At 56.7% G+C, this 24,639-nt stretch carries 25 protein-coding genes; 9 read left to right on the top strand and 16 right to left on the bottom strand.

Annotation, left to right across the window (positions count from 1 at the left end; genetic code table 11):
- Nucleotides 1-5: 5 nt before the first annotated feature.
- From AC27VJ_RS08755 to AC27VJ_RS08690, 14 genes are all read right to left on the bottom strand, one after another.
- Nucleotides 6-1,511 carry an ABC transporter substrate-binding protein gene (locus AC27VJ_RS08755; RefSeq protein WP_488683686.1) on the bottom strand — a complete coding sequence of 502 codons (1,506 nt, stop codon included), beginning with the start codon at nucleotides 1,509-1,511 and terminating at the stop codon, nucleotides 6-8.
- A 155-nt stretch (nucleotides 1,512-1,666) separates the two neighbouring features.
- Nucleotides 1,667-2,245 (bottom strand): peroxidase-related enzyme, encoded by a 579-nt coding sequence (locus tag AC27VJ_RS08750; protein WP_488683684.1) that lies wholly within the window; start codon nucleotides 2,243-2,245, stop codon nucleotides 1,667-1,669.
- Entirely contained in the window at nucleotides 2,242-2,733 is a 492-nt protein-coding gene (locus AC27VJ_RS08745; protein WP_488683683.1) for a CMD domain-containing protein, read from the bottom strand. Before AC27VJ_RS08745 ends, AC27VJ_RS08750 begins: the two co-directional genes overlap by 4 nt.
- An 11-nt stretch (nucleotides 2,734-2,744) precedes the next feature.
- Nucleotides 2,745-5,006: a molybdopterin-dependent oxidoreductase gene (locus tag AC27VJ_RS08740; RefSeq protein ID WP_488683682.1), complete on the bottom strand. Its 2,262-nt coding sequence runs from the start codon at nucleotides 5,004-5,006 to the stop codon at nucleotides 2,745-2,747.
- Between the two features lie 3 nt (nucleotides 5,007-5,009).
- A complete protein-coding gene (locus tag AC27VJ_RS08735) occupies nucleotides 5,010-5,942 on the bottom strand; it encodes an ABC transporter ATP-binding protein (protein WP_488683681.1) in 933 nt (310 codons plus the stop codon).
- On the bottom strand, nucleotides 5,939-6,949 hold the full coding sequence (locus AC27VJ_RS08730; protein ID WP_488683680.1) for an ABC transporter ATP-binding protein: 1,011 nt from the start codon (nucleotides 6,947-6,949) through the stop codon (nucleotides 5,939-5,941). The genes AC27VJ_RS08735 and AC27VJ_RS08730 overlap by 4 nt, the downstream gene beginning before the upstream one ends.
- Before the next feature lie 9 nt (nucleotides 6,950-6,958).
- Complete coding sequence (locus AC27VJ_RS08725; RefSeq protein ID WP_488683679.1) at nucleotides 6,959-8,143, bottom strand: M24 family metallopeptidase; 1,185 nt, start codon at nucleotides 8,141-8,143, stop codon at nucleotides 6,959-6,961.
- A complete protein-coding gene (locus AC27VJ_RS08720; protein ID WP_488683678.1) occupies nucleotides 8,140-8,997 on the bottom strand; it encodes an ABC transporter permease in 858 nt (285 codons plus the stop codon). Before AC27VJ_RS08720 ends, AC27VJ_RS08725 begins: the two co-directional genes overlap by 4 nt.
- A gap of 11 nt (nucleotides 8,998-9,008) precedes the next feature.
- Nucleotides 9,009-9,926, bottom strand: a complete 918-nt coding sequence (locus AC27VJ_RS08715) for an ABC transporter permease (protein WP_488683676.1) — start codon at nucleotides 9,924-9,926, stop codon at nucleotides 9,009-9,011.
- Between the two features lie 34 nt (nucleotides 9,927-9,960).
- Complete coding sequence (locus AC27VJ_RS08710; protein ID WP_488683675.1) at nucleotides 9,961-11,463, bottom strand: FAD-dependent oxidoreductase; 1,503 nt, start codon at nucleotides 11,461-11,463, stop codon at nucleotides 9,961-9,963.
- Entirely contained in the window at nucleotides 11,447-12,418 is a 972-nt protein-coding gene (locus AC27VJ_RS08705) for a LysR family transcriptional regulator (protein ID WP_488683674.1), read from the bottom strand. The genes AC27VJ_RS08710 and AC27VJ_RS08705 overlap by 17 nt, the downstream gene beginning before the upstream one ends.
- 511 nt (nucleotides 12,419-12,929) lie before the next feature.
- Nucleotides 12,930-13,364, bottom strand: coding sequence for a pyridoxamine 5'-phosphate oxidase family protein (locus AC27VJ_RS08700; RefSeq protein ID WP_488683673.1), 435 nt, complete (start codon nucleotides 13,362-13,364; stop codon nucleotides 12,930-12,932).
- Nucleotides 13,365-13,476: 112 nt separating this feature from the next.
- The gene (locus AC27VJ_RS08695) at nucleotides 13,477-14,115 is read right to left on the bottom strand and encodes a DUF1109 domain-containing protein (protein WP_488683810.1); all 639 of its coding nucleotides are present in this window, start codon (nucleotides 14,113-14,115) and stop codon (nucleotides 13,477-13,479) included.
- A 1-nt stretch (nucleotide 14,116) separates the two neighbouring features.
- A complete protein-coding gene (locus AC27VJ_RS08690) occupies nucleotides 14,117-14,665 on the bottom strand; it encodes a sigma-70 family RNA polymerase sigma factor (RefSeq protein WP_488683672.1) in 549 nt (182 codons plus the stop codon).
- A 191-nt stretch (nucleotides 14,666-14,856) separates the two neighbouring features.
- Between AC27VJ_RS08690 and AC27VJ_RS08685 the strand changes: the two genes are divergently transcribed.
- The 4 genes from AC27VJ_RS08685 (at nucleotide 14,857) to AC27VJ_RS08670 (ending at nucleotide 17,541) form a co-directional block, all read left to right on the top strand.
- On the top strand, nucleotides 14,857-15,120 hold the full coding sequence (locus AC27VJ_RS08685; RefSeq protein WP_353577162.1) for a pentapeptide MXKDX repeat protein: 264 nt from the start codon (nucleotides 14,857-14,859) through the stop codon (nucleotides 15,118-15,120).
- 70 nt (nucleotides 15,121-15,190) lie between these two features.
- On the top strand, nucleotides 15,191-16,033 hold the full coding sequence (locus AC27VJ_RS08680) for a cytochrome b/b6 domain-containing protein (RefSeq protein WP_488683670.1): 843 nt from the start codon (nucleotides 15,191-15,193) through the stop codon (nucleotides 16,031-16,033).
- The gene (locus AC27VJ_RS08675; RefSeq protein ID WP_488683669.1) at nucleotides 16,030-16,806 is read left to right on the top strand and encodes a molybdopterin-binding protein; all 777 of its coding nucleotides are present in this window, start codon (nucleotides 16,030-16,032) and stop codon (nucleotides 16,804-16,806) included. The genes AC27VJ_RS08680 and AC27VJ_RS08675 overlap by 4 nt, the downstream gene beginning before the upstream one ends.
- Before the next feature lie 105 nt (nucleotides 16,807-16,911).
- Complete coding sequence (locus AC27VJ_RS08670; protein ID WP_488683667.1) at nucleotides 16,912-17,541, top strand: hypothetical protein; 630 nt, start codon at nucleotides 16,912-16,914, stop codon at nucleotides 17,539-17,541.
- Nucleotides 17,542-17,760: 219 nt separating this feature from the next.
- Here the strand turns inward: AC27VJ_RS08670 and AC27VJ_RS08665 are convergent, their stop codons facing one another.
- Complete coding sequence (locus AC27VJ_RS08665; protein WP_488683666.1) at nucleotides 17,761-18,912, bottom strand: mandelate racemase/muconate lactonizing enzyme family protein; 1,152 nt, start codon at nucleotides 18,910-18,912, stop codon at nucleotides 17,761-17,763.
- A 63-nt stretch (nucleotides 18,913-18,975) separates the two neighbouring features.
- On the opposite strand from AC27VJ_RS08665, the gene AC27VJ_RS08660 reads away from it, so the two are divergent.
- From AC27VJ_RS08660 to AC27VJ_RS08640, 5 genes are all read left to right on the top strand, one after another.
- Complete coding sequence (locus AC27VJ_RS08660; protein ID WP_488683809.1) at nucleotides 18,976-19,674, top strand: GntR family transcriptional regulator; 699 nt, start codon at nucleotides 18,976-18,978, stop codon at nucleotides 19,672-19,674.
- A 113-nt stretch (nucleotides 19,675-19,787) separates the two neighbouring features.
- Complete coding sequence (locus AC27VJ_RS08655; protein ID WP_488683665.1) at nucleotides 19,788-21,026, top strand: ABC transporter substrate-binding protein; 1,239 nt, start codon at nucleotides 19,788-19,790, stop codon at nucleotides 21,024-21,026.
- Between the two features lie 72 nt (nucleotides 21,027-21,098).
- Nucleotides 21,099-22,016 (top strand): carbohydrate ABC transporter permease, encoded by a 918-nt coding sequence (locus AC27VJ_RS08650; RefSeq protein ID WP_488683664.1) that lies wholly within the window; start codon nucleotides 21,099-21,101, stop codon nucleotides 22,014-22,016.
- A 3-nt stretch (nucleotides 22,017-22,019) separates the two neighbouring features.
- A complete protein-coding gene (locus AC27VJ_RS08645) occupies nucleotides 22,020-22,865 on the top strand; it encodes a carbohydrate ABC transporter permease (RefSeq protein WP_488683663.1) in 846 nt (281 codons plus the stop codon).
- A 14-nt stretch (nucleotides 22,866-22,879) separates the two neighbouring features.
- Nucleotides 22,880-23,959, top strand: a complete 1,080-nt coding sequence (locus AC27VJ_RS08640; protein ID WP_488683662.1) for an ABC transporter ATP-binding protein — start codon at nucleotides 22,880-22,882, stop codon at nucleotides 23,957-23,959.
- A 123-nt stretch (nucleotides 23,960-24,082) separates the two neighbouring features.
- On the opposite strand, the gene AC27VJ_RS08635 is transcribed toward AC27VJ_RS08640, so the two are convergent.
- The gene (locus AC27VJ_RS08635) at nucleotides 24,083-24,634 is read right to left on the bottom strand and encodes a HutD/Ves family protein (protein ID WP_488683661.1); all 552 of its coding nucleotides are present in this window, start codon (nucleotides 24,632-24,634) and stop codon (nucleotides 24,083-24,085) included.
- Nucleotides 24,635-24,639 lie beyond the last annotated feature (5 nt).

The raw sequence follows: 24,639 nt of genomic DNA, 5'->3' as shown, positions 1-24,639 counted from the left end.
TTCCGTTAGTTTGCCGCTGGCTTCATGTCGAAGGCGCGAACCCAATCGTCGCCACGGGCTGCCCAGGTAATCTTTTTCGACAGGCCGTAGGTGGTCGGTTGCGTGTAAAGGAAGAGCGCAGGCGCGTCATCACACATGATTTCGGTCGCCTTTTTATAGGCTTCCAGCCGCTTGGTCTTGTCCATGGTCGAGCGGCCATCGGCCAGCGCTTTGCCAAAATCGGCGTTGTTCCAATAGGCGTACATGTTACCCGGTGCAAAAAGCGTCAGAAGGCCATCGGCATCAATGGTCGGCCATGCCTGGCTCAGCAGGCTCATTCGGCCCAGGTCCTTTGCCTTTAGATATTTGTCCATATAGGTGCTGAACCGCATCTCGGTGATTTTAGTCTTCACGCCAATCTCTTCCAACTGGCTCGCAACCGCCTGAACAACTTCTTCACCGTTCAAATATGTGCCTGTTGGGACTTCCAATTCGATTGGCTCTGCTGGCGCCCCGCCTGCTTTTTCCAGCAGCTCAGCTGCCTTGTCGGGGTCATACGGATAGGCCTTTAGGTCTGGATTGAAGCCGAAATAGCTTTTCGACGTCACCTGGCAATGTGCGACTTCCGCCTGATCGTTGAAAATAGCCTTGACGATGCCTTCCTTATCGACGGCGTAGTTCAGCGCCTGGCGCAACAGCTTGTTATCAAGCGGGGCTTTCAGCGTGTTGAATTTGATGAACACGGTGCGCGTGCTCGGCACAGCACCTGCCTGTGCGTTACCACTGGTCTTGATGCGCTCAATCTCGGTGGTCGGGATTGAATTGATGAAATCGACTTCACCGGCCAAAAGGGCTGCAACACGACTTGCCGCATCTGGAATGACACGAATGACGTATTTGTCGAAGGCTGGCTTTTCGCCCCAGTATTTGGGATTGGCTTCGAGCGTGATGCTGTCACCGGCCTTGACCGACGATATCACATAAGGTCCGCCCGACGTGGTCTCTGTCGCCGGTTTGTGTTCGGCTGCCCATTTGGGCGGCAGCAGGAAGAACATCGACAGTTGGTCGATCAATGCCGGGTAAGGCGAGCTGGTTTTGATCTCGATTTCTGTCGGACTGACGACCTTGACGTCGCTGATCAGCGTGAACCATGCCTTGATGCGAGCATTGACAGCCGGGTCGCGGACGCGGTCGAAATTCCACTTCACTGCTTCCGCATCGATCTTCTCACCGTCGTTGAAGCTGGCGTCGGAACGTAGCTTGATGCGCCAGGTCAGGTCATCAACATTGCTCCATTCCGTGGCAAGCGAAGGCGCGATCTTCAGATCGGGACCACGGAGAACCAGCGACGGATAGATGTGGCTGAGCAGGCTCAGATCCGTGCCGACCGAAGCCGTCATATGCGGATCGAACGTGTTCATCATATTCGTCACGGCAATCGTCAGCGTCTTTTCCTGCGCCAGCGCCGTGGATGAAATCAATGTGCTGATAGACAAGGCGGCAATCGCCGCCAAAGGCAGTTTACGTATCATGTTCCGTCTCCTAATGACCTTGAATTATCTTGTCTTTTTCATGCCAGTCGTGCCTTCACAAGGAACCGGTTTTCCCTTGCTCGTCTCCTTGAGAATAAGTATTTCGCATTTTCTGATATCGCGGCGGCGGCTATGCCATTGCCACGTCTTTCCCGTCACTTGGTGTCCACCGGCACCGAATGACCGAGCGTATGCATCAGCCGGTTGGCCCAGCCAAAAATCGCAGCCGAGTGAATAAGATCGACAATTTCGGATTTCGACATGCCGTGCTCGCGCAGTTTCTGGATTTGTTCCTTCGTCACGTGCGACGGCGTTTGCGACAGCGTTTTGCAGAAATCGACGATGGCTTTTGTCTTCTCGTCAAACGACCCACCAAGGCCCCGGACATAGATTTCCTCGACCACTTCTTCGCGGTTCGAAAGTTCGACGTAACGCCGCGCATGAACCGAAGCGCAATAGACGCAACGGTTGACGGCTGAGGCTACCAGCGCTCCCAATTCCCGTTCCGCGCGGTCGAGACCGCCCTTGGCATACATGATGGCATTGAATAGTTTTGTCCGTGCAACGTAGGATTCCGGATCATGTGCCAAGGTACGGACATAAGGCGATACCTTGGTGTTGGATGGCGTCACCTGCATGGCAGCCAGCTGTTCTTCCGTTGCCGTCGCGACATCGACCGGCTCGATATAAGGCGACCACGATAGCGCTTTGACCTTGAAACGCGCCCCACTCATGCGACCTCTCCCAAGGCTTCGAGACCCACGATGACGCGGGCTTCAAAATTGACGAAGGCAATCAACTCGGAAAGCGCGATGATCTGCGGATTGCTCATGCCTGCTGCTTTCAGCGCTTCGATATCTGCTCTGGTGTTTTCGCGCGGTGTCTTGGTGACGAGATCGACGTGACGTAGAACAGCCCGCAGAAAACCATCAGCATCGACTGGGAGGTCTGCGCCACCGGCGATGCCAGACAGAAGTGGCGTGGCACCAGTCTGCATCAACATTTCATCATAGGCTTTTCCCAGATCGTTGTGCCCCAGGAAACGGGCCATTCGGGCAGCAAGTGCTGCGCGCAGCGCGTGGCCTAGATCGAAACCGTGTACCGGTGTTAAAACCGTTTGACGGCAAAGCTCGGTGCCATCAACGAAATCCGGCCGTTCCCGGCGAATTTGATACAGTTCCAAGTCCGGCGTGATACCGGATAAACGATCGATCTGATCCATGTTCTCAGTCCTCATGTTGCCACCTGTCCGATCCGTCTCCACAGACGAACCGAGATCAGACAGGAATTGGGCGCGGTAGCCTGCGACAAAGTAGAGGCAGGCGCGATGTCGGTGAGCGTATTGGGATTTCCACCCTGGTCGATGCCATCGGCATCGGGAGAATACCAACTACCAGTTGGTAGTAGGGCCACGCCTTGCATCAACCCGGCATCCACGACCAGCGCAGCGATCACCCGACCGCGGTCATTATACAGCTCGCAAAGGTCGCCATCACGCAAACCCAAGCTGGCGGCATCGGCAGCGCTTAGTGAAAACGGCTCGAAACCATGGCGTTTTGCGTTCTGACTGACCGATCCATATTCTAACTGGCTGTGAAGACGGTGCGTTGGCTGCGGTGATAGCAGATGCAATCCGTGCTTTGTGGCAAGCGGTGCACCAAGCCATTCCGCAGGCGGCATCCACACCGGATGGCCCGGCATGTCATTATATCCAAATGCTGCAATCGCCTCCGAGCCAATCTCGATACGACCACTCGGCGTCTTCAGCGGTGCCGAGCCGGGATCGCGGGTGAAGCGACGGAAATGATCTGCTGGAGCCGGTGCATCCTCCCCCTCGTCGAGGGCAGCAAAGCCACGCATACGGAAGCTTGGGAAATCAGGGAGTTCCGGATAACGATCCCGATACCCTTCGTAGATTTTTGCCAGCCATTCGTTGATGATCAGTCCGCAATCGAACTGCTGGCGAAAACCAAGCTGATCGGCAACGAGGCAATGGAATTCATGATCGCTGAGAACGTCGGCGGGTGGGTCCATCACCCGGCGACTGTAGATCAGCCAATTATCGCGCGAGGATGCGGCGATGTCGTCGCGTTCGAACGGAAAGGCGGATGGCAATACGATATCGGCCATCTTCGCTGTCGCTGTCCACATCGGTTCGGAAACGATGATCGTTTCTGGTCTGCGGAATGCCCTTTTCAGCCGGTTGAGATCCTGATGATGATGGAAGGGGTTGCCCCCCGCCCACCAGACCAACCTGATATCCGGCAGAGAGAGAACCTGCCCGTCATAATCCATTGTTCCGCCGGGATTTTCGAGAAGCTCGGTTATCCGCGCAACGGGGATATAGTGGCCGACCGGATTACGGCCCTGATCGAAAGCCGGACCTTTCAGCCGCCGGACAGGCTGGCCGACGGAGTTTACGGCCGTTAAACCGAAGGAAAAGCCGCAGCCAGCCTTGCCGACATGGCCCGACATGCAAGCAAGTGCAATTGCCGACCAGAACGGTTGCTCGCCGGACTGCGCCCGCTGCAGCGACCACGCGACATTGACGAGGCTCGGTCGAGCATGCAGGCTTTGGGCGATTGCCACAATCGTGTCAGTGGGCACGCCCGAAATTGACGAGGCCCATGCGGCATCCTTGGTGACGCCATCGATTTCGCCGGTCAGATATGTTTCAAGTTCCGAAAACCCGACCGTGCAGCGTCTCAGGAAAGCCCGGTCCAACAGACCTTGCGTGAGCAGCGTATGGCACATGCCGAGCATGACCGCCGCATCGGTATTGGGGCGAAGCGGGATATGCCGCACGTTTATCCCGGCCGGTGCATCGCTTGCTACGGGGCTGAAGATGACGAACTCGACGCCCTTCTCCTGGGCGCGCTTCAGCCATTCCGTGGCACGGTGGCTGCCAGTCCCGCCCGCTTCCACCTGTGCATTGGTCAGGCGGAAACCGCCGAACGCGACCAGCAGGTCGCAATGGTCGGCAATGTCATTCCAGGACGGCGAAGTATCGCAGGCATCCTTGTAATCGGCGCCAAGCACATGTGGCAGCAGCACACCGGCTGCTCCATAGGAATAGGTATTGACCGAGGAAGTGAAGCCACCGGCAAGATTGAGCAGGCGTTTGAGCTGGCTTTGCGCATGGTGGAAACGGCCAGCACTTGCCCAGCCGTAGGAACCGCCAAAGATCGCCTGATTGCCTTGAGTCGATGATACGCGTCGGACCTCGTCGGCGACCAGAGACGCCGCCTTATCCCAGCCAACCTCTACGAATTCATCATCGCCGCGCAGTTGCCCAGTGCCCGCCAGCGGGCCGTGTTCCAACCATGACTTGCGTACCATTGGTGTGCGAACCCGCTGCGGATGATCAGCCAGCGCCAGATAGCCAAAGCCCATTTCCGATGGGTCGGGATCATGCCGGAAGGGTAAAAGGCAGGGTTTGCCAAGCGCATCCGGGCCGACTTCATAAGTACCGAAATGCGTAGCGAACAGGTGCATCGCTTAGCCCCGCAACACAAAGTGACCGCCGCCGAGTGGCTGCAGTTCTTCGGTTTCGGAGGGCAGGTGAGTGCTGACGTCGAAAGCCAGAGGCTTGCGACCGCGCTCGATATCGGGATCAGGCACCGGAATAGCTGACAGCAGCGCCTGCGTGTACGGATGTTGCGGGTTCTCGAAGATCGCTTCACACGGCCCGATCTCGACAATACGGCCACGCAGCATGACGGCGACGCGGTGGCAAAGATAACGGATCATCGATAGATCATGGGCGATGAACAGATACGTCAGACCCAACTCATCCTGCAGATCCTGAAACAGATTGACGATCTGCGCCTGGATCGACACATCGAGCGCCGTAATCGGCTCATCGGCAACGATGAAAGCCGGGTCTAGCGCGATTGCGCGAGCGATATTCACGCGCTGGCGCTGCCCGCCGGAAAATTCGTGTGGGTAGCGTTTCATGAAAGACGGATCAAGGCCGACTTTCCTGAAGAGATTTGCAACTCGATCCTGCCTCTCGCTACGATTGCCGCTTAGGCGATGCACGTCGAGAGGTTCGGCCACGAATTCGCCCACCGTCATGCGCGGATTGAGCGAGGCATACGGATCCTGAAAGATGATCTGCATGTCACGCCGGTAAGGCTTCAGCATCGACTTGGAAAGGCCTGTAATGTTCTGGCCTTTGAAAAGAATGTCACCGCCGCTTGGCGCTTCCAGTTGGAGGAGAACGCGGCCGGTCGTGCTTTTGCCGGAACCGGATTCGCCGACGAGACCAAGCGTTTCGCCCGGAGCTATGTCGAAGCTGACATTGTTCACCGCCTTCAATAACGGCGCATTACCACCCAGAAAACGTTTTTCGCCGCCATAGATCTTGCTCAGATTATGAACGGAGACGAGCGGCTGCGCGGCGGGCGAAAAAACCTGCATGTCCGTCATGGCTGGGCCTCCTGCTTGGCTAGCTCAGCTCTCAGATCGTACCAGGCTGCGACCTTATGGCCCGGCACACTGCCGACAACATCGACCAACGGTGGCACCTGTTCGAAGCAGCGTGGCGTGGAGAAGGGATTGCGCGGTGCAAACGGATCGCCGACCGGTGGTTTGCTCATGTCAGGCGGATTGCCGGGAATTTGATAGAGCCTGTTGACGCCGCGCTTACCGCCATGCGGCAGTGATCTCAAAAGGCCCCAGGTATAGGCGCTGCGCGGATCGTGGAAGACCGGACGAACCGGGCCGCGTTCCATGATGCGGCCTCCATACATGACCTGAACCGTATCTGCGAGGCCGGCAACGACCCCCATGTCATGCGTGATCCAGATGACGGTCGTACCGATGCGGCGCTTTAGATCCCGCACCAGATCGAGGATCTGCGCCTGTACGGTGACATCCAGAGCGGTCGTTGCCTCGTCGGCGATCAGCAGTTTCGGATTGCAGGATATGCCGATAGCGATCATCACCCGCTGCCGCATACCGCCTGAAAACTCGTGCGGGTACTGTTTCGCCCGGCGCGCGGCATCGGGAATGCCGACCAGTTCGAGCAGTTCGACCACGCGGTCGCGTGCAGTCTTTCCCGACATTCCAAAATGCCGTCGCAACGGCTCGGCGATCTGTCGCTCAATGGTCAGCACCGGGTTGAGCGACGTCATCGGGTCCTGAAAAACAAAGCCGATCTCTCGCCCGCGCACTTCGAACAGTTCGCGTTTCGACAGCGTCAGCAGGTTGCGGCCTTTAAACAGAACCTCTCCACCAACGATGCGGCCGGGTGGCGAGGCAATCAGCCCGACCATGGATAGCGCATGCACGCTTTTGCCCGAACCGGACTCGCCGACAATGCCCAGCGTCTCGCCTTCTTCCAGCGTATAGGAGACGTCATTGACGGCATGCACCGTGCCTGATGGTGTGTCGAATGCGACAGTCAGATTGCGGACTTCGAGCAATGGCGCCATGTGTGCCCCTCAGACCTCCAGATAACCGCCAGCGGAGCGCGTCAGATATTCGCGTCCGTCGTTGGTGATGAGAACGGTGTCGGAAATCTGCGTGGCGCAAACGCCGGGAACGCGGATATTCGGCTCGAATGTGAAAAGCATGCCGGGCGCAAGCACCAGCGTCGAAGCGGCATCGAGCGAGGAATGCTCATGCGCGCCAAGACCTATTCCGTGACCGATGCGGCCTGGAATATTGGCACCGTAACCCCGCGCCTTTAGACCTTCGCGGGTCTTTTCAAACAATTCCTTGTAAGGCGTGCCCGGTCTGATCAGCTGATCGACCTCCTCGCGAATTTCCAGAATGGCGTCGAGCGCACGACGGTTAGCATCCGGCAGTGAACCAATGGCAATGGTCCGCTCATTCTCCGCATGGATGCCGTTGGCAATCGTCCAGATCAGAACGGAGACTGCTTCACCGCGCTGTGGCTTGCGTTGAGTGGGATTATCACAGTTAAAGAACATGCGAGGGCCGGACAGAACCCATGTGGCCATGCCGTTCTGGACGCCGCCTTCCAGTGAACCAAAATCGGCAACCTCGACATCCGGATATTCCGCAGCCCAGAGCTTGTTCATCTCGTGCATGGAAGCGATGGCGACTTCGCGCTCGTTTCCACCTGCGGCCAGAACGGACACCGCCGTATCCATGCCGTGGTCAGCGACACGCGCGGCAATGCGCGCATTGGCAATCTCGTCCGGGTCCTTGATCAGGCGGCAATGGTCGATCAGGTGGCTGGCATCGGCGAAATTCGCATTTGGCAGAGCAGACCGCAACTGCTTCATGCGCTGGATCGAGATGAATTCCTCCTCAATGCCAACAGTTTTTCCGGTAAGCCCGAGGTCACCGAGAATGGAGGCCAGCGCGTCCTGCCAGTTCGGCCCCATCGTCACCTTGGTGGACCAGGAGCCGTAAAGACGAATATCTGGAACCCAGGCGCTGGCGCGGCCATGGTCGTCGCGAAGTGCATGGACGAGCATGATCGGATCATGATCGCGCGTCAGGATGGCGATAACCGGATGTGAATAAATGATCGGGTTGAAGCCTGTGAAATAAAAGCTGTTTTCAGGCTTGAAGGACACGATCACGTCGATGTCGTGTTTCGCCATCTCAGCTTTCAGACGACCGAGGCGCGGTGGCAGGGCGGAAGTTTGGGTCATCGCATAGTCCTCAATTTCGGATCAAAATAGTCGCGCAGCCAGTCACCCAAAAGGTTGATGCTGAGCACGGTCAGCACGATGGCAACACCGGGGAAGGTGACGATCCACCAAGCGGTCGAGATATAGACTCTGCCATCGGCGAGCATTCGGCCCCAGCTTGGATTGGGCGGCTGTATGCCGAGACCGAGGAAAGAAAGTGCCGCGTCCATGATGATGATACGGGCAAGTTCCAGAGTGGCGATGACCAGTACCGGCGTCATGACATTGGGCAAAAGATGCTTGATCATGATGCGCCAGGTGCCAGCGCCAATCGCGTGGGCGGAGAGAATAAATTCGCGCTCGCGCAGGGCCAGAACCTGACCGCGGATGATGCGGGCGTAACGGAGCCAACTTGTCAGCGCAAGAACGATGATCAGGTTCCGTGTCGATGGCCCGAGTGCGGCCACGACCAACAGCGCAAGCAGCATCAGCGGCAAAGCCAGCTGGATATCGACGACGCGCATCAGGACGCGATCGACAATGCCACGATAATAACCGGCAACGATGCCGAGCAGCGTTCCGACGATGCCGCCAAGCACGACCGAAGCTGCAGCAATCGCCAGCGTGATGCGACTGCCGTGAATGATGCGGGACAGAACATCGCGACCAAGTTCGTCTGTGCCGAGCGGGTGGGCACCAGGCGAGAAAATGCCCGTCCATGTGGGTTCAGCCATGCGGGCGACCAAATTTGACCGCGTCGGCGACGGCAGGCCAAGATAAGGCGCAAACAGCGCTGCCAGTATGAACACGACCACCAGTATGAAACCGAACAGACCGGCGCGGCTTTTGAGGAGAGCGAAGAAAAAGGATTTCATGGCATCGCTCCCTATCGCCGACGAATACGCGGATCGAGAACACCGTAAAGGAGATCGACCAGCAGGTTGACGATGATGAAGATTGCGGCGATCAGCGCGACACCGGCCTGGATGACCGGAAAGTCCTGAGACTGGATGGCCTGCATGATGACGCGGCCAACACCTGGCCACGCGAATACCGTTTCGATGACCACGGAGCCGCCGAGCAACTCGCCGGCAATGATGCCGATCATCGTGACGACCGGGATCAGCGCGTTACGGGCAATATGCCAGAAGAACACGGTTCTTGGCAGTAGGCCCTTCGCCCTTGCCGTTCGGACATAGTCCTCGCGCATGATGTCGAGCAGGGAGGAGCGCAGCAAACGCGCGATAGAAGCGGAAACGAAAACGGAAAGCGTCACCCCTGGGAGAACCAGATGAGCCCACGTTCCGGCACCACCGGTCGGCAGCCAGCCAAGATCGACTGAAAAGATCAGAATCAACATGATGCCGAGCCAAAAGACCGGCGTTGCCTGACCCAGCAAGGCAGCCACCATGACGATGAATTCCGAAAGCGTCCCTCGCTTGAGCGCCGCGATTGCACCGCAAACCGCACCGATAATCGAGCCGAACACCAACGCGGTACTGGCCAAAAGCGCCGTATCAGGCATACGTTCCAGCACGATCTCCAGGGCTGGCCGTCCCTGCTGAAAAGACATGCCAAAATCGCCACGCAGCATGGACAGAAGCGAGACGAAATACTGTTCGATGATCGGTCTATCTAAGCCGAGCGAAGCGCGGATCGTATCGATATCCTGCTGGCTGGCACCGACCGGCACCAGCAACACTGCGGGATCACCCAGAACGCGACTGACGAAAAACACGATCGTCACCACACCCCAGATGGCAAGGGCTGCTTCAGCCAGCTTGACGAGAAGGTAACGGCTCACGGCGCTCCTCCCACTGATGCGGTTCTGGCTAACCTCATTCCGCTGCACCTTTCGTCAAGGTCGGGATCAGTTCGGAGGAATCTGTCCATTCGTCACCCTGCAACTCCGGTGTCTGATAGGCGACCAGATTATCAAAATGGGTCTGACGATCGGCAACGAAGAGGCTGCGGGCAATACCCCGCGCCAGTCGGCGTCCGCCATCGCTAACCGCCGGAATATCGCCCGACAGCTTGCCATGGCTAAGCGAAGCCGGGTAATTGAAGCAATGAAGCAGGCGCAGAGCCGGGCTGCTTCCCGGTACTTTTTCGGTGAACTCAAAATCTGGACCGAGATATGGCGAGGTTGCCAGTTCGCCATTTTCCATGCCGGTTTCAGGCTCAAACACATCGCTCCAGAAGCGTATCTGCGAAGCGAAATTCTTCAGTTCAGGTCGCTCGGCAAGATCGACATTGAAGCCAGTTGCGAAAATCAGAAAATCATAGTGCATGTCGCCGCGAGCGGTTTCCAGAACCACGAGGTCGCCGTCTTCGCGTGCACCATTCACGCCTGTACCGAGAAAGAAGCGGCCGTTTGGATGACGCGACACGCGCAGCGTGGAGTCGCGCGGCGGTGGCGTCTGGGCGCCGAGTGTGTGTTGCAGAAACTTCCACTTCCAGTCATCGCTCAAGCCAGCAAAGCCGTGCACGACACCCTGGCTGGAAATTCCCGTGAACTTGTTGATACGCGGAAGATCCTTACGGCGGATGATCATGTCCACGCCTGCTGCACCCGCCTCAAGCGCGGTCGCCGCGTTGTCCATCGCCGAGGCTCCTGCGCCAACGACAGCGATGCGCTTGCCCTTCAGCGCGGCAAAATCGATATCATCTGCCGAATGCGCCCAGAAGCGATGGTCAAGCTTTTCTACGAAGGGCGGTACGTAACCGCTGCCGAGACCGTCACGGCCGGTCGCCAGCACAACATGCCGTGCGTACAGACGTTCTGTCGAGCCACTATCCATGTCATTTGCGGTCACTGCGATCAGGGCGTCGCCGATAGGTTCGAGGTCGCTCACGGAAATGCGGTTGCGGACAGGAAGGCCGAGCACCTTGCGGTACCAAATCAGATAATCCATCCACTGGCCCTTGGGGATTTTGCCGAGCACATCCCAGGCATCAGCACCAAACTGTGCAACATACCAAGCACGAAAGGTCAGCGACGGCAGGCCAAGGGCAGGGCCGGTCAGCTGCTTTGGAGAGCGCAGCGTCTCCATGCGTGCATAGGTAATCCATGGACCTTCAAATCCTTCTGGTGAGCGGTCCAGACAAATCACGTTTCGAATGCCCAGCATTCTCAGCGAGGCCGTAGCGACCAGTCCGCACATGCCTGCGCCTATCACCACAGTATCGTACACACGCTGGCCGTCATGTGTCGTCACCGGCACCCATTCCTTGGGCGGCAGTTCGAGCAAGGACAAGTCCTCGGCAAGTCTCTGTTCGAGATTGGTAAGACCAGTGACGGACGGACGGGGCTGCGCGTTCACGTCAGAACTCCTGTTCATGAGCATCGACACCAAAAGTGGCATCGGCAACACGTTCGAGATGCGCCGGATCATGCGCAACAAAACCGGGCATGCGGGCGGATGAGATGCGGATAATCAGTTGGATCAACTCGCGAGCGCTTTCAGGCAGTGGCTTCGATGCCGCAGAAAAAATGCCCCAGAGGAATGGGATATCGACATCGAGAGGCTTGATCTCGATGTTTTTCAACTGCACGCCATATGCTGTCGCGGGCTCTACGATCGCGACGCCAAAACCGGTCGAGGCCAATTGCAGCGCGTTGATCGCTGCGTTCGTGTCGACCAGTCGAGCAGGTCGGACATTTGCGGCTGCCAAGGCCTGATTGACGCGACGCCGCAGCCGGAAAGGATTTGCCATGGTAATGACGCAGCGCTCTGCCAGATCGCTGATGGAAATCGTCTGCTTTTGGGCCAGCGGGTCACTGCTCGATATAGCAGCAACACAAGGCGACTGAAAAAGCCCATGAACTTCCAGCCCGGGATGCTCGACGGGAAGCGATGCGACGCAAAAATCTGCGGTACGACCAAGAACCGATTGCACCGCAGCCTCTGCGGAAACACTGCGCAAATGCACGTTGCGCGGGGTGATGTTCTGCGACAGCTCTGCGAGTGCCAACGGCACGAGGCCACTTGCAAATGCCGGAATTGCAGCGATCTCGATTGGCGACAGTTCTTCGGCGAGAATTGTCTTGGCCCGTTCCTGCAGCTGGCCCATGCCGCTTAGAAAGCGTTCGGCCTCAGAATGAAAGGAAATCGCTTTGGGTGTTGGCGTAATTCTAGGTCCGTTACGCTCGAAAAGTGAGAAACCAATTGAAGCTTCCAGCTCCTGTATCAGTCGCGTGACTTGAGACTGAGAACGGTCGAGCAATCGTCCAGCTGCTGTAATGCTGCCTGCCGACATAACTGCCAGAAACACTTCAAGCTGTTTGATTTCCATATCGACCTATAATGCATATTTTGCAGCATTGGCTTTAATCAATTCAAATATTGCATGATCTGAAAAATATGCAATGATTATTTTTGCTCAATAATTGGGCTTTTTAGATCAATTTTTTGTTTTAGAAGGCGCTTTTGGAAAGTTCGTTCCGTCTTGTCAGGTCAAACGAAATGACCCTATGTCCAAGCACATTTCACACTGATCGTATGAGGGCGACCGTTCGAAGAATGAAGTGGAGTGATTGATCTTCGTGGGAGAAGGTAAGAGGATGGACGGCCTTTACCCGTGCCGCGACGAGCTCAGCGAGTTCACGTGGACTATAGGGTGCGTCTGTGTCTCACAGAAGAAGCCGCATTCCGACGGTGTAACCACAACTTGGAGTAGGCGCAAGCCGCATAATGGCTCACTGTATGAGCAATCTTGCAGCCCGCGCACTTTTGATAAAAATGCCCTTTTTTAGAGGCAAATTTACACAGACGTCGTCGCCTGTTTCGAACGGTCAAGCGAGATCTCACAAAGAGATTTGCCCCTCATCCTCGCCGTCCCAATAGCGAATATTCTTGGCTTTGACACAGATCATGACAACGCCCGGCGTTTCGATACCATCAGGGAAGTAGCGGTCGAGGTCTTTTGTCCAGTGGTCGGCGAATGTGGATTTGTCGTCGATGAGCGTTGCTGATCCCTCGACAGTGAGGAACAGCGGCGAACCGCCCAGCATGCCGACCGCGCCTGTATAGGTCAGGCTTACATCGCTATGTTCGTTGATTTCAGCAATCTTACGCGACTGCTTGTAAGCGAAGAAATAGCTGTCTCCGTCATACTCAACGTCGCCATTGTTGCTCATGGGGCGAGATGTAAGACTTCCAGCGTGGGAAGACGTCGTCAGCATCGCGAAATCGAGCTTCGCCATCTTTTTCGACAGGTCATCTAGGGTGAGTTCTGACATCATTGCTCCGGAGGTTCGGGTGAAGTGTCAAGCCTAACCGCCGGATTTGCTGATAGTTCCGCTGCTTACGCGTAGCTCGTAGAAATAGCGTTATGTGTCTTGGCGGTCCCCGTCACCACCGCAACAGGTGTCGTCCAAGAAGGCCGCCCACAAGTCCGCAGAGCAAAATACCGAGTGTGTACCATAGGGAGACGAAGGTCAGGCCGTTTTCAATGCAGCCCCAGCTGTAGACCCAGGCACCGATTGAACCTCCCGTCATGCCGGCAATGAGACCGGCGAGACGCGGGTGGGTGGGGGCGCCGCGTCGCAGGAACCAGAAGGTCGCTGCTATCAGAGGTGCACCGGTCGTCAGGATGATCAGCGGGCAAATCCAATAGGAAATTCCCATGATCAGCCTGCGATGCTCCTCAGGCGAGGATGCCGTATTGAGCTGGATAATGCCGATTACGAAGACAAGAGCATAGATGATCAGCGCCGGGAATGCTGCACCCACTGGTCTTCCACCGGGCCGCGCCACTTTCATCAACGCAATGACACCAACAATCGACAGAAACAGCGGATAGGCGGATTTCACCCAAAAAACGGGCCGCGAAATAGCGGTGGAAATGTCGGGCCTAAAACCGTGGCCGAGCAGGATGAATGCTGCTGATAGTGCCAGGCCCGGCAGGAGAGCAAGCACCAGCAACCTGCCCAATGCGCCCTTGCGCACGGGCCGCAGGTCTCTCGCCAAGCCACCCATGAAATCATCCATCTTAGCCACGTTCGCCTCTCAATCTCGCAGCCAGTGCCTTGATACCCCGGTGGACACCGATCTTCACCATCGCTTCTGTCTTGCCACCGCTGGCGGCCGTTTCTGCGACCGAAAGGCCTTCCAGTCGCACCTGCCTGATCATCGTACCTTGCCATGCCGGGAGACTGGCCAGCAGCCGGTTCACATCCATGTTGGCCGATACCGCGTCCTCGCTGTAGTTGTCCTCAATCTCCTCCACCGCCTCCAACCCAATGTGCGAACGGCGTCCGCTTCGTCGAAGGTGATCCACCAGCTTGTGGCGGGCGATGGTGAAGAACCATGCCGTGAACGGCCGGTCTCTGTCATATGTAATGCGTCGCTGGTGCAGCGAAAGCAGTGCATCCTGCACCAGATCATCAACATCGGCAGCAGCCGAACGGCCAATCCGCCGGGCATAATAATTGCTCAGCAGATGCCGAAGCATATCGAGCAGACAGCGATATGCGACCTCGTCTCCGTCGAGAGACAAGAGCATCAGCGCTTTCAGTTCGGACTCGGTCAGCTGCTTCATGTCGTTTCTGTCTCATACGGGCCTGCATAAAAACAGTTACACGCCCGCCGAAATAAAAGCGAGGAAGACGCGGGACAAGAAAACACGATCACATCGCCGTGATGACTGTAACCGCTTTGGCTGAATTCCGAATGTTCTCCTGTGAACCACAGCCGTGGAGTGCGGCGGGCACATCAACTGGGAGAAAAACAATGACCATTCGTCTTTTCAGTACTGCTGCCTTTGCAGCCCTTCTCGGCCTCTCGCTGGCGACCGGCGCAGCTCAGGCACAGACCAGCATGGATTCGATGAAGAAGCCCGATGCCATGAAAACCGACACGATGAGCAAAAATAGCATGAAGAACGACGGCATGAAGATGAGCAGCCGCAAAGCTAACTGCATGCACAAAGCGGGCATGGAAAAGAACAGCATGAAAAAATCCAACATGATGAAGTCGTGCGAGGCGATGAAGTAACCTCTCGGCGCCCTCGCATATTTGCGAGGGCGCCGCGTCAAGACCGACCCCGTCGTCATGAGGAATAGTCATGGACGCCTCCGCCAAGCCCGCCCCGACAACACGCATGCTCATCCGTCGCCATAGCCTGACCGTGCGCTTGTCACACTGGCTCAACGTGCTGTGCATGACTGTGCTCCTGTTCAGTGGCCTGCAAATATTCAATGCCCATCCAAGCCTTTACTGGGGGCAGTATGGTGCAGACAATGATCCCTCCTTCATCTCCATGGAGGCGGTCCAGGATGGCGACGCCGTCAAAGGCGTTACTCGTATCGGCAGCCTTTCCTTCAATACGACCGGTGTGCTTGGCGTTTCCAATGTTGATGGAGAGCCGACGGCCCGCGGTTTTCCCGCCTGGGCAACCCTGCCGAGTTATCAGGACCTTGCCACTGGTCGCCGTTGGCACTTCTTCTTCGCATGGCTGTTCGTTATCAACGGGCTGATCTATATGGCCTACGGCTTCATCGCCCGGCATTTCCGCCGTGACCTGCTGCCGCGTCGGGACGAACTGACACCTGGCCATCTCGGCCATGAGATTGCAGACCATGCGCGACTGCGTTTTCCCAAAGGTGAGCAGGCCCGTCATTATAATGCGCTTCAGAAGCTAACCTATCTGCTGGTGATCTTTCTGCTGCTGCCGATGATGATTGGCACAGGTCTTACCATGTCGCCGGGGTTCGTTGCTTTCGCCCCGTGGCTGCTCGATCTGTTCGGCGGTCGGCAATCGGCGCGCACGCTGCATTTCATTACCGCCAACGCACTTGTCGCCTTCGTTGTCGTCCATGTCGTCATGGTGCTGGTTTCCGGCGTCTTCAACAACATGCGCTCGATGATCACGGGCCGTTACGCCATTCAAGTGGAGCCGAAGCCATGAGCCGCCTCATTACCCGCCGCCGCTTTCTGATTGGCTCGACATTGACAGCCTCGGCGCTTGGCCTCAGCGGTTGCGATGCGCTGGTCGAGAACCCTACTGTTCAGGAGGCTTTGCGCATGGCCGAGGGGCTGACGATGCGCACGCAGCGCTTGCTGTTGGGCGACAATACTCTGGCCCGCGAATTCACCGTGGCGGACATCTCACCGACTTTTCGCGCCAACGGCACCAGCATGCCCGATAGCCCGCAGTATCAGGACCTGCTCTCCCAGACATTCTCGCAATGGCAGCTGGACATCGGCGGCCTTGTGGAGCGGCCAACCAAATTGTCGCTCGCATCGCTGAAGGCGATGCCATCGCGGACGCAGATTACCCGCCATGACTGCGTCGAGGGTTGGAGTGCCATTGGCCAGTGGACCGGCGTGCCGCTTGGCGCACTGCTGGACAAGGTGGGCTTGAAGCCGGAAGCCCGCTACATCGTCTTCCACTGCGCCGACGAATACGAAAAGTCCCTTGATGGCAGCGGATGGTATTACGAAAGCATCGATCTTGTCGATGCTTTTCACCCACAGACCATCCTTGCCCATTCCATGAACGGTCACGATCTGGAAGTGCCACATGGCGCGCCGCTCAGGCTGCGTGTGGAACGGCAGTTGGGTTACAAGCAGGCAAAATACCTCATGCGCATGGAAGCCGTTGCCGATCTCTCGGGGATCTATGGCGGTAATGGCGGCTTCTGGGAAGACCGCGGCTACGAATGGTACGCCGGCATCTGATGTTCAACAGGCCGGCAGAAATGCCGTCCCTTCTGAAAAGCCGGCGGATTTCCAACCCGCATCTGCCGGTGGTTTGAAACGATAGGGCTCTGAAAGGAAGAAGATATGCTATCCATTTCCAAGATTGTTTCGAGAACCGGCACATCGGTCATCGCGGGCACGCTGCTGGCCATGTCTGCGGGCTTCGCTGTGCAGGCCGCCGATCAGGTGCGGGTTCGCGGTACCGTAGAAAGCTTCGAGGGCAAGACCCTGTCGGTCAAGACGCGCGAAGGCACGGACGCCAAGATCATGCTCAAGGATGATTGGAAAGTTTCGAGCGTTGCCAAGGCCTCGGTCGATGACATAAAGCCGGGCGATTTTGTCGGCATTGCTTCGATGCCAACGGCAAGCGGTGGTGATGGCGCGCTCGAAGTGCTGATTTTCCCCGCCGCCATGAAAGGCACCGGCGAAGGCAGCTATGCCTGGGATTTGAAGCCGAACAGCTCCATGACCAATGCCACCGTCGCAGATGCGGTCAAGTCGGTCGATGGTCGGACCGTGACAGTCACCTATAAGGGCAAGGAAAAGAAGATTTCGATCCCTGACGGTACGCCGGTCGTAACATTCGCGCCGGCTACCGAAGCCGATCTCAAGGCAGGTGCCACCGTGTTCGTGCCATCTGAGAAGGCAGCCGATGGCTCCATGTCGAGCGGTCGTGTCGTCGTCGGCACCAATGGCGTAGTGCCACCTATGTAATTTTAGCATTGCGAAAGCGGTGGCGCCGAAATCTTGCGGCGCCACTAGCTCAATATGCCGTAGTTCGTGTGCTGACGGTGGAATTCACGCGCGAAACCGACACCGATTTCCGAGAAAAATGTGTCGTTAGGGCAGGCGGCCCAGAGCGCAAACCATCAAGGCGAAGGCTCTGTGAAGCGCGCCTGTTCAGCTAATGATTGTGCCCGTTGGGTTGGCTTTTCAAAGCAACCTTGGATCAATCGGAAGTCGACTATTTTTTGGCGCAGCACCAAGTTGTGATCTGTCCAGGCGCTTGGGTCTTGCCCATTCTTGTCTGGCTTCTTCAGAAAGTACGAGTCCATGTCCGGGTCTGTCGGGCGCGTAGGCATAGCCGTCGCGAATTTCGATGGGTGTTTCCACCAGATGATCGAAATTCTGGAAGGAATATTCCAGCCATTCGACCTCTGGAAGCGCTGTGGCCATATGGACGCCAACTTCGAGGAAGGTATTGCCGAGGCTGATCGGGATGCCCATTTCTGCGGCAAGCCATCCGATGCGCATGACATCTGTCACCTGTCCGTGGACATTCAGGAGATCCGTTCCGTGGTTTTCGAGAAGGATGCGCTTTCCGGGCATATCGAGATATTCGCCGCTGTTGATCTGGGTCCAGTTGACCGCGTGACGAAGAGTGCGCAGGCCTTCGAAATCATGGCGCAGAATAGGGTCTTCGACCCAGAGCAGATCGTGTCCGGCGTCGCGAATGGCGGTCAGCTTGACCAGCGCCTCTTTCGAGTTCCAGGCCTCATTGGGATCGATCATGATAAGCGACCCGCTCGGCACTGATTGCTGAAGCAGATCGAGCCGCTTCAGGTCGCGATTGAAGTCGGGATGGCCGACTTTGATTTTGAACGCTGTGTATCCAATGCTGGCAGCATAAGAGAAGAGCGCGCAGAATGCCTCATCGCTCAGATGAAAATCGAGGCCGCTGGCATAGGCGCGGACGCGATCACGTTTGCTTCCCAGTAACCGGTGCAGCGGCATGCCGGCCTGTTTGGCGGCGAGATCCCACAGCGCAACTTGCAGTGCTTCGTGGAACGGCAGCGAAAATGCGCGCTGGTTGCCCCCGCGCGGTCGATTGACACTATGGACGAGGCCAATGGCCTTTTGGCCTTTGAGCGTTGGCCAAACCTCGTTCTCAAAAACGGCCTCTATCTCGGCCTGGTCGGGCAGTGGATGGAAAAGTGTCTGGATGAATCCCAGCCCAACATCACCAGTTTCAGAGATCAGCTCCAGTGCAGCGACATTGGTATCGTCGGCGCGAACCTGGCTGTCTCCAATTACACGGTCGCGAGCAAACTGAAATCGCGTTATACGGAATTGAGTAATGGTCATGACAAGCTCTCTGATCGCTTAAAAACTTATACTGATCTATCAGAAAGGAATTTTTCTGTCATCATGAAAAAAACGTCGGAGCGGCAAAGTGTGAAATCAGGTGTTAGTGAAGCGAGTGCGCAACGCCTCAGCGATGTCGCTTACGAGAGAATTCTGGAAAGTCTCTTCGAGCGGAAAGTGCCCGTCGGGGCGTTCATCTCACAAAGCGAACTTTCGGCAATCGTCGATGTCCCGGTTGCCCCGTTGCGGGATGCCCTGCGGGTGCTGGATGCGGAAGGCATTCTCACCATTCATCCGCGTTCGGGAATTCAGTTCATTCGTCCGGGTCTCGAACTCACGCGCTCTACCTATCAGTTTCGCTCCATTGTTGAGCGCGCAGCAGTGCGTGTATTTGCCGAAGAGGCAGACGAAAACATCACGAATGCCCTGGAAGTGCGGCATTCACGCCTTTTGCGGCGCGTCGAGCGGGATGGTATCGGTCCTGAGCAGCTTCTTGAAATGGATGCGCTTGAGCTGGATCTGCACGGCCAGATCATCCATGCTTTGCGCAATCCGCTGATAGAGAGCGCTTACCGCCGCATGCACAATTACCTGCGATTGCTACGGTTGGAGCGGAAGGTGACGGCGCCGATTCTGATCCGGACACTGAAAGAGCATCTCGATATTCTGGAGGCCTGCGGCACAAGAAATGCAGATGCGGCAGAGAAAGCCTTGCAGGCGCATTTTCAAGCTGCGATGCAGCGTAACCTCGGCCTTGTATGATTTAGCATCATTAAATTCAGAGGGCGTGGATGTGCGTTGTTGCAGAGCCTGAGAATTGGTGTTAGCGTTTACTGATCGATCAGATTGGGAGTCTGATCTCTTGGGAGGTTTCGATGCATCTGAGCAAACGTGAATTTATGGCAGCAAGTGCAGTGCTGGCTTTTGCCGCGAGCCTGCGCAGCGCCAACGCAGCGACGGCAATCAATTATTGGCACCATTTCGCCAGCCAGTCGGAAATGGCAGGGCTGACCAAAATCATTCAGCTCTTCGCAGCTGCAAATCCGGATATCTCCGTAACGCAGGAAAGCATACCGAATTCGGAATACATGGCGAAAGTCTCGTCTGCAGTTGTCGCAGGAGGCCGCCCCGATACCGGGATGGTGGTCGCCGAGCGTTTTGCCGACCTGACAGCGATGGGTGCGCTTGTCGACATCAGCGAGCGGGTTAACAAGTGGGAAGGCAAGGCCAACCTACCGGACAACCGCTGGGCCGGGATGTCGCATGATGGCGCTATCTACGCCGTGCCCGCCTATGCCTTCGTTGACTGGATGTATTATCGAAAAGATTATTTCGAAGAAGCGGGCATCTCGGCCCCGCCCAAAACGTTTGACGAGTTTCTGACGGTCTGCCGCAAGCTGACTGATCCCGCCAAGAACCGCTATGCATTTGGCATGCGCGGTGGCGCGGGCGCTTTCAAATACGTTATCGACGTCATGGAGGCCTTCGGCTCGCCGCTCGTCAAGGATGGGCAGGCCGCTATCGACAAGGCGGCGGCAGTCGAAGCGATTACCTTCTATGCCGACTTGTTCCGCAAAGAAAAGGTTGTTCCACCGAGCGCGCCAAACGATAGCTACCGCCAGATCATGGAAGGCTTCAGAACCGGACAGACGGCGATGATCTGGCACCATACCGGTTCGCTGATCGAAATTTCGACGGCGCTGAAACCCGGCGTTCAATTCTCCACGGCGCCCATGCCTGCCGGCCCCAAAGCCCACATTGCCCGCGTTTCCTACGCCGGTAATGGCATCTTCAAGGAAGACAATGTCGAGGCGGCTTGGAAATGGATTAGCTTCTGGGGGCAGACCGATGCGGCTATCGCGCTTCTCGAGGCAACCGGTTATTTCCCGGCGTCGACTGCCGCATTGAAAGACGAGCGGATCACGGGAAATCCGATTTACGCTGCTGCGACGCAGACGCTTGAATTTGGACGTTTGCCGAACAATTTTGTCGGTGCAGCGGGTTGGTCGGAAAATGTCGTCAATCCGACATTCCAATCGGTTCTCACAGGTCAGTTAACGCCAGAGCAAGCCGTTGATCGCATGATCGAGGGACTTGAAGCTGCCCTTCGCTAATCTCGTTTCAGGCGCGGTGCGGTTTACCGCATCGCGCGCGCCAAGCAGGGACGGCGTCAGCGCCGCGTTTCAATGACCCCACATTCAAGACGCCACCCTTTCAGCAGCCTCGGAGAAATCTCGGAAACGCGTTACTGGGTGTATCTTCTTCTCCTGCCAAGCCTTCTGTTGCTGTTTCTCGTGGTGGCTTACCCGACGATCTACGGGTTCTTCATCAGCGTGCGCGAAATGCGCCTGACGCGACCAGCTCTCAATGGTTGGGTCGGGATGAAGCATTACGTCGCGATGATGTCGGATCGCGTCTTCTGGATTTCGCTGAAGAACACCGCGATCTGGGTTGTCGCAGCAGTGACGATCGAGATGACACTCGGCTTCATCGCAGCCGTTGCGTTGAACCGTAATGTGCCGGGAACGAAGATTTTCGGTGTGCTCATTCTGCTTCCGTATTTCCTGCCGAATGTCGTGGCGGGGCATATGTGGGCGCTTCTTCTCGATCCACGGCTTGGCGTCATCAACGACATTCTCGTTCGGCTTGGGTTGTTGAGTTCCTACAAAGCCTGGTTTGCCGATCCCAACACGGCTCTCGTCGCAACCATTCTTGTCGAGGCATGGCACGGCTTTCCGTTCTTCGCGCTTTTGTTTCTGGCTGGTCTCAAGGGCATACCGGAGGATCTGTATAAGGCCGCAGCCGTCGATGGTGCTGGCGCCTTTACCAAGTTCAGACTGATCACCGTGCCCATGCTGAAAACGGTCATCACTGCTGCGGTCATCCTGCGCGTCATCAGTCTCGTCAACTCGCCGGATCTTTTGCTGGTGCTGACAGGCGGTGGCCCCGGCAATGCCACGCAGGTCCTATCGCTCTATGCGTTCCAAACCGCTTATCGCGACTTCAATTTCGGTTACGCAGGCGCACTTTCCGTTGTGATGTTCTTCATCCTGATGGTCTTCGCAACGATTTACATCCGCCTGTCGCGCATAACGAAAGAATGAGCCATGTTTAAAAGCAATCGCAGCAGGCGAATGGCCGCCGACATTCTGACCTATGTCGTCCTGTGCACTCTGGCGGCCTTCTGCCTTGGCCCCATGGTCTGGATGTTTCTGACGTCTTTGAAGACAGAGGCCGATATCGTCACCTCCCAGATGCAATATATTCCACAGCACATCACGTTCGAAAACTATGTGGCGATCTGGACCCAATCGAACTTTCCGGTGCTGATAACCAACAGCCTTATCGTCACCACTGTTACGGTTGCCATCTGCGTCGTCACCGGCACGCTCGCCGCTTACGCCTTTTCGCGCCTGGTGTTTCGTGGCCGGAACAACATCATGCTGGGATATTTGCTCATCCGCGTGTTCCCTGCGGTGATGATGATCATTCCGCTCTACGTGATGATGAGAACGGTTGGGCTGGTCGATAGCCGGTTTGGTCTGGCTCTCGCCTATACCAGCTTCCTGCTGCCGCTTTTCGTCTGGATGCTGAAGGGCTTTTTCGATGCAGCGCCCAAGGAACTCGAGAGTGCAGCGCGCATCGATGGATCGACGCGTCTCGGCGCCATGGTGCGCATCGTCCTGCCTTTGGCCAGAAACGGGCTCGTGGCAAGCTCCGTCTTCATCGCCATCGCCGCGTGGAACGAGTTCATCTTCGCTCTCATGCTGACAACAGGCCAAGGCTCTCGCACATGGCCAGTCGGGCTTCAGTTGATGGTGGGAGAGTTCCAGCTTCCATGGGGCGTTCTGGCCGCAGGCGGCATCCTCAGCATTCTTCCCGTCATGCTTCTCTTTGCGATCGTCCAGCGGGCAATGGTCCAGGGGCTGACCGCAGGAGCCATCAAGGGCTAAAGGAACAACATAAAATGGCTACGCTTTCACTCAACAACGTTCGCAAGTCCTATGGAGCACTCGAAGTGCTGCATGGCATCGACATCGAGCTTGAAGACGGCGGTTTTCTTGTGCTGCTGGGGCCTTCCGGCTGCGGAAAGTCTACCTTGCTTAACATCATCGCCGGTCTTGATGAAACGTCGAGTGGTGATATCTCCATAGGCGGGCGCTCGGTTTCCAATTTGCCGCCGAAGGATCGCAACATTGCAATGGTGTTTCAGTCCTACGCGCTTTACCCGACGATGTCGGTGGAGAGAAACATCGGCTTCGGCCTTGAAATGCGCGGCATCAACGCAGATCAACGGCGCGAGGCTGTCACGCGTGCGGCAGACATGCTGCAGGTCACGCATCTGCTGGATCGTAAACCGGCAAACCTCTCCGGCGGCCAGCGCCAGCGTGTGGCGATGGGTCGTGCAATCGTCCGCGACCCGGATCTGTTTCTGTTCGACGAGCCGCTTTCCAACCTCGACGCCAAGCTGCGTGTGGAGATGCGGACCGAGATCAAGCGGCTGCATGAACGATTGGGAACCAGCATCGTCTACGTTACCCATGACCAGATCGAAGCCATGACACTCGCTACCAAAGTGGCCGTCATGAAAGGTGGCCACATTCAGCAATTGGCCGATCCGCGCACGATCTATGAGCGTCCTGCCAACATGTTCGTGGCCGGTTTCATCGGTTCACCTGCGATGAATTTTTTGAAGGGGCGACTGGTGAGTAGCCAGTCTGGTTGGCAATTCAAGGCAGAAGACGTTTTGCTTGACCTTGGCCGCAGCGATACGAAACTGACAGAACAAGACATTATCCTCGGTGTTCGCCCGGAAGAATTGAAAGTTGCCCACGCCGACAAGGCCACAGTCTTCCGCGGCACTATCGATGTCGTTGAGCCCACAGGTCCCGACACCATGCTCACCACCCTCATCGGCGGCCAAACCGTGATTGCGCGAATAGAGCCGCGTTTTGCAGGAAAAAGAGGGGACGCAATCGCTTTCACCGTCGATCCTGACAGCGTTAACCTCTTCGACCCGCAGACGCAGATCAGACTACCTTGGTGAAGCAATCGGATATAAGAATGCGGAGACTATCGCCATGCCGGTAAAAGAACGTAGGGGCAGCTATCGGCAGGAATCTTTTCCATAGTTTAGGAAAGCTAAATTATGGACGGCGGTTTCCGACGCTCAAGAGAGATGAATGACCAGAGTAGAGGCACTGTCATCGCGGTCCAGTTCCAGCAGGCCTCCTGCCGTGAGAAGCAAGCAGTCTGTGGGAGCCAGAAATTCCAGCCCGTCCTTTTTGCAGGCGTTGAGCGCAAAGACGAATGTCACGCCGATATTGACTGCCTCGACCGGTCCCGATGGCTGACGTGTAACTGAACATGTCAACTTACCACGGCGTGTCATAATGTTGAGATCGGTGATGGGCCCACCCAGCAGCGTTGCCGTTGTGGGTGCGTCGGCGGCGAAGCTGTGGGGTGGCGAGTCTGGCCGCAACTCAACTGGGTCTGATCCTTCGACGGAAAGCACAATGCCCTCTCCGTCTAAGACAATCAGAGTTCGATCGACGTTTTCGAAGGTGGAAAAGGCGCCGTCCTCGACAACGGCAGCCATGCTGATACGCCAGTCGAAATCATCAAGGGATGCGTTCGAAGGAAAGACGGCGATCTCCACCGTCTCTCCCTTGCCGTTTTTCCACGGCATGCGCTTGTAATCACTGGCCCGCAGTATTTTCATCGAGG

Source organism: Agrobacterium sp. 20P9.1.2 (assembly GCF_057799395.1).
This window is presented reverse-complemented; position numbering and strand designations above follow the sequence as displayed.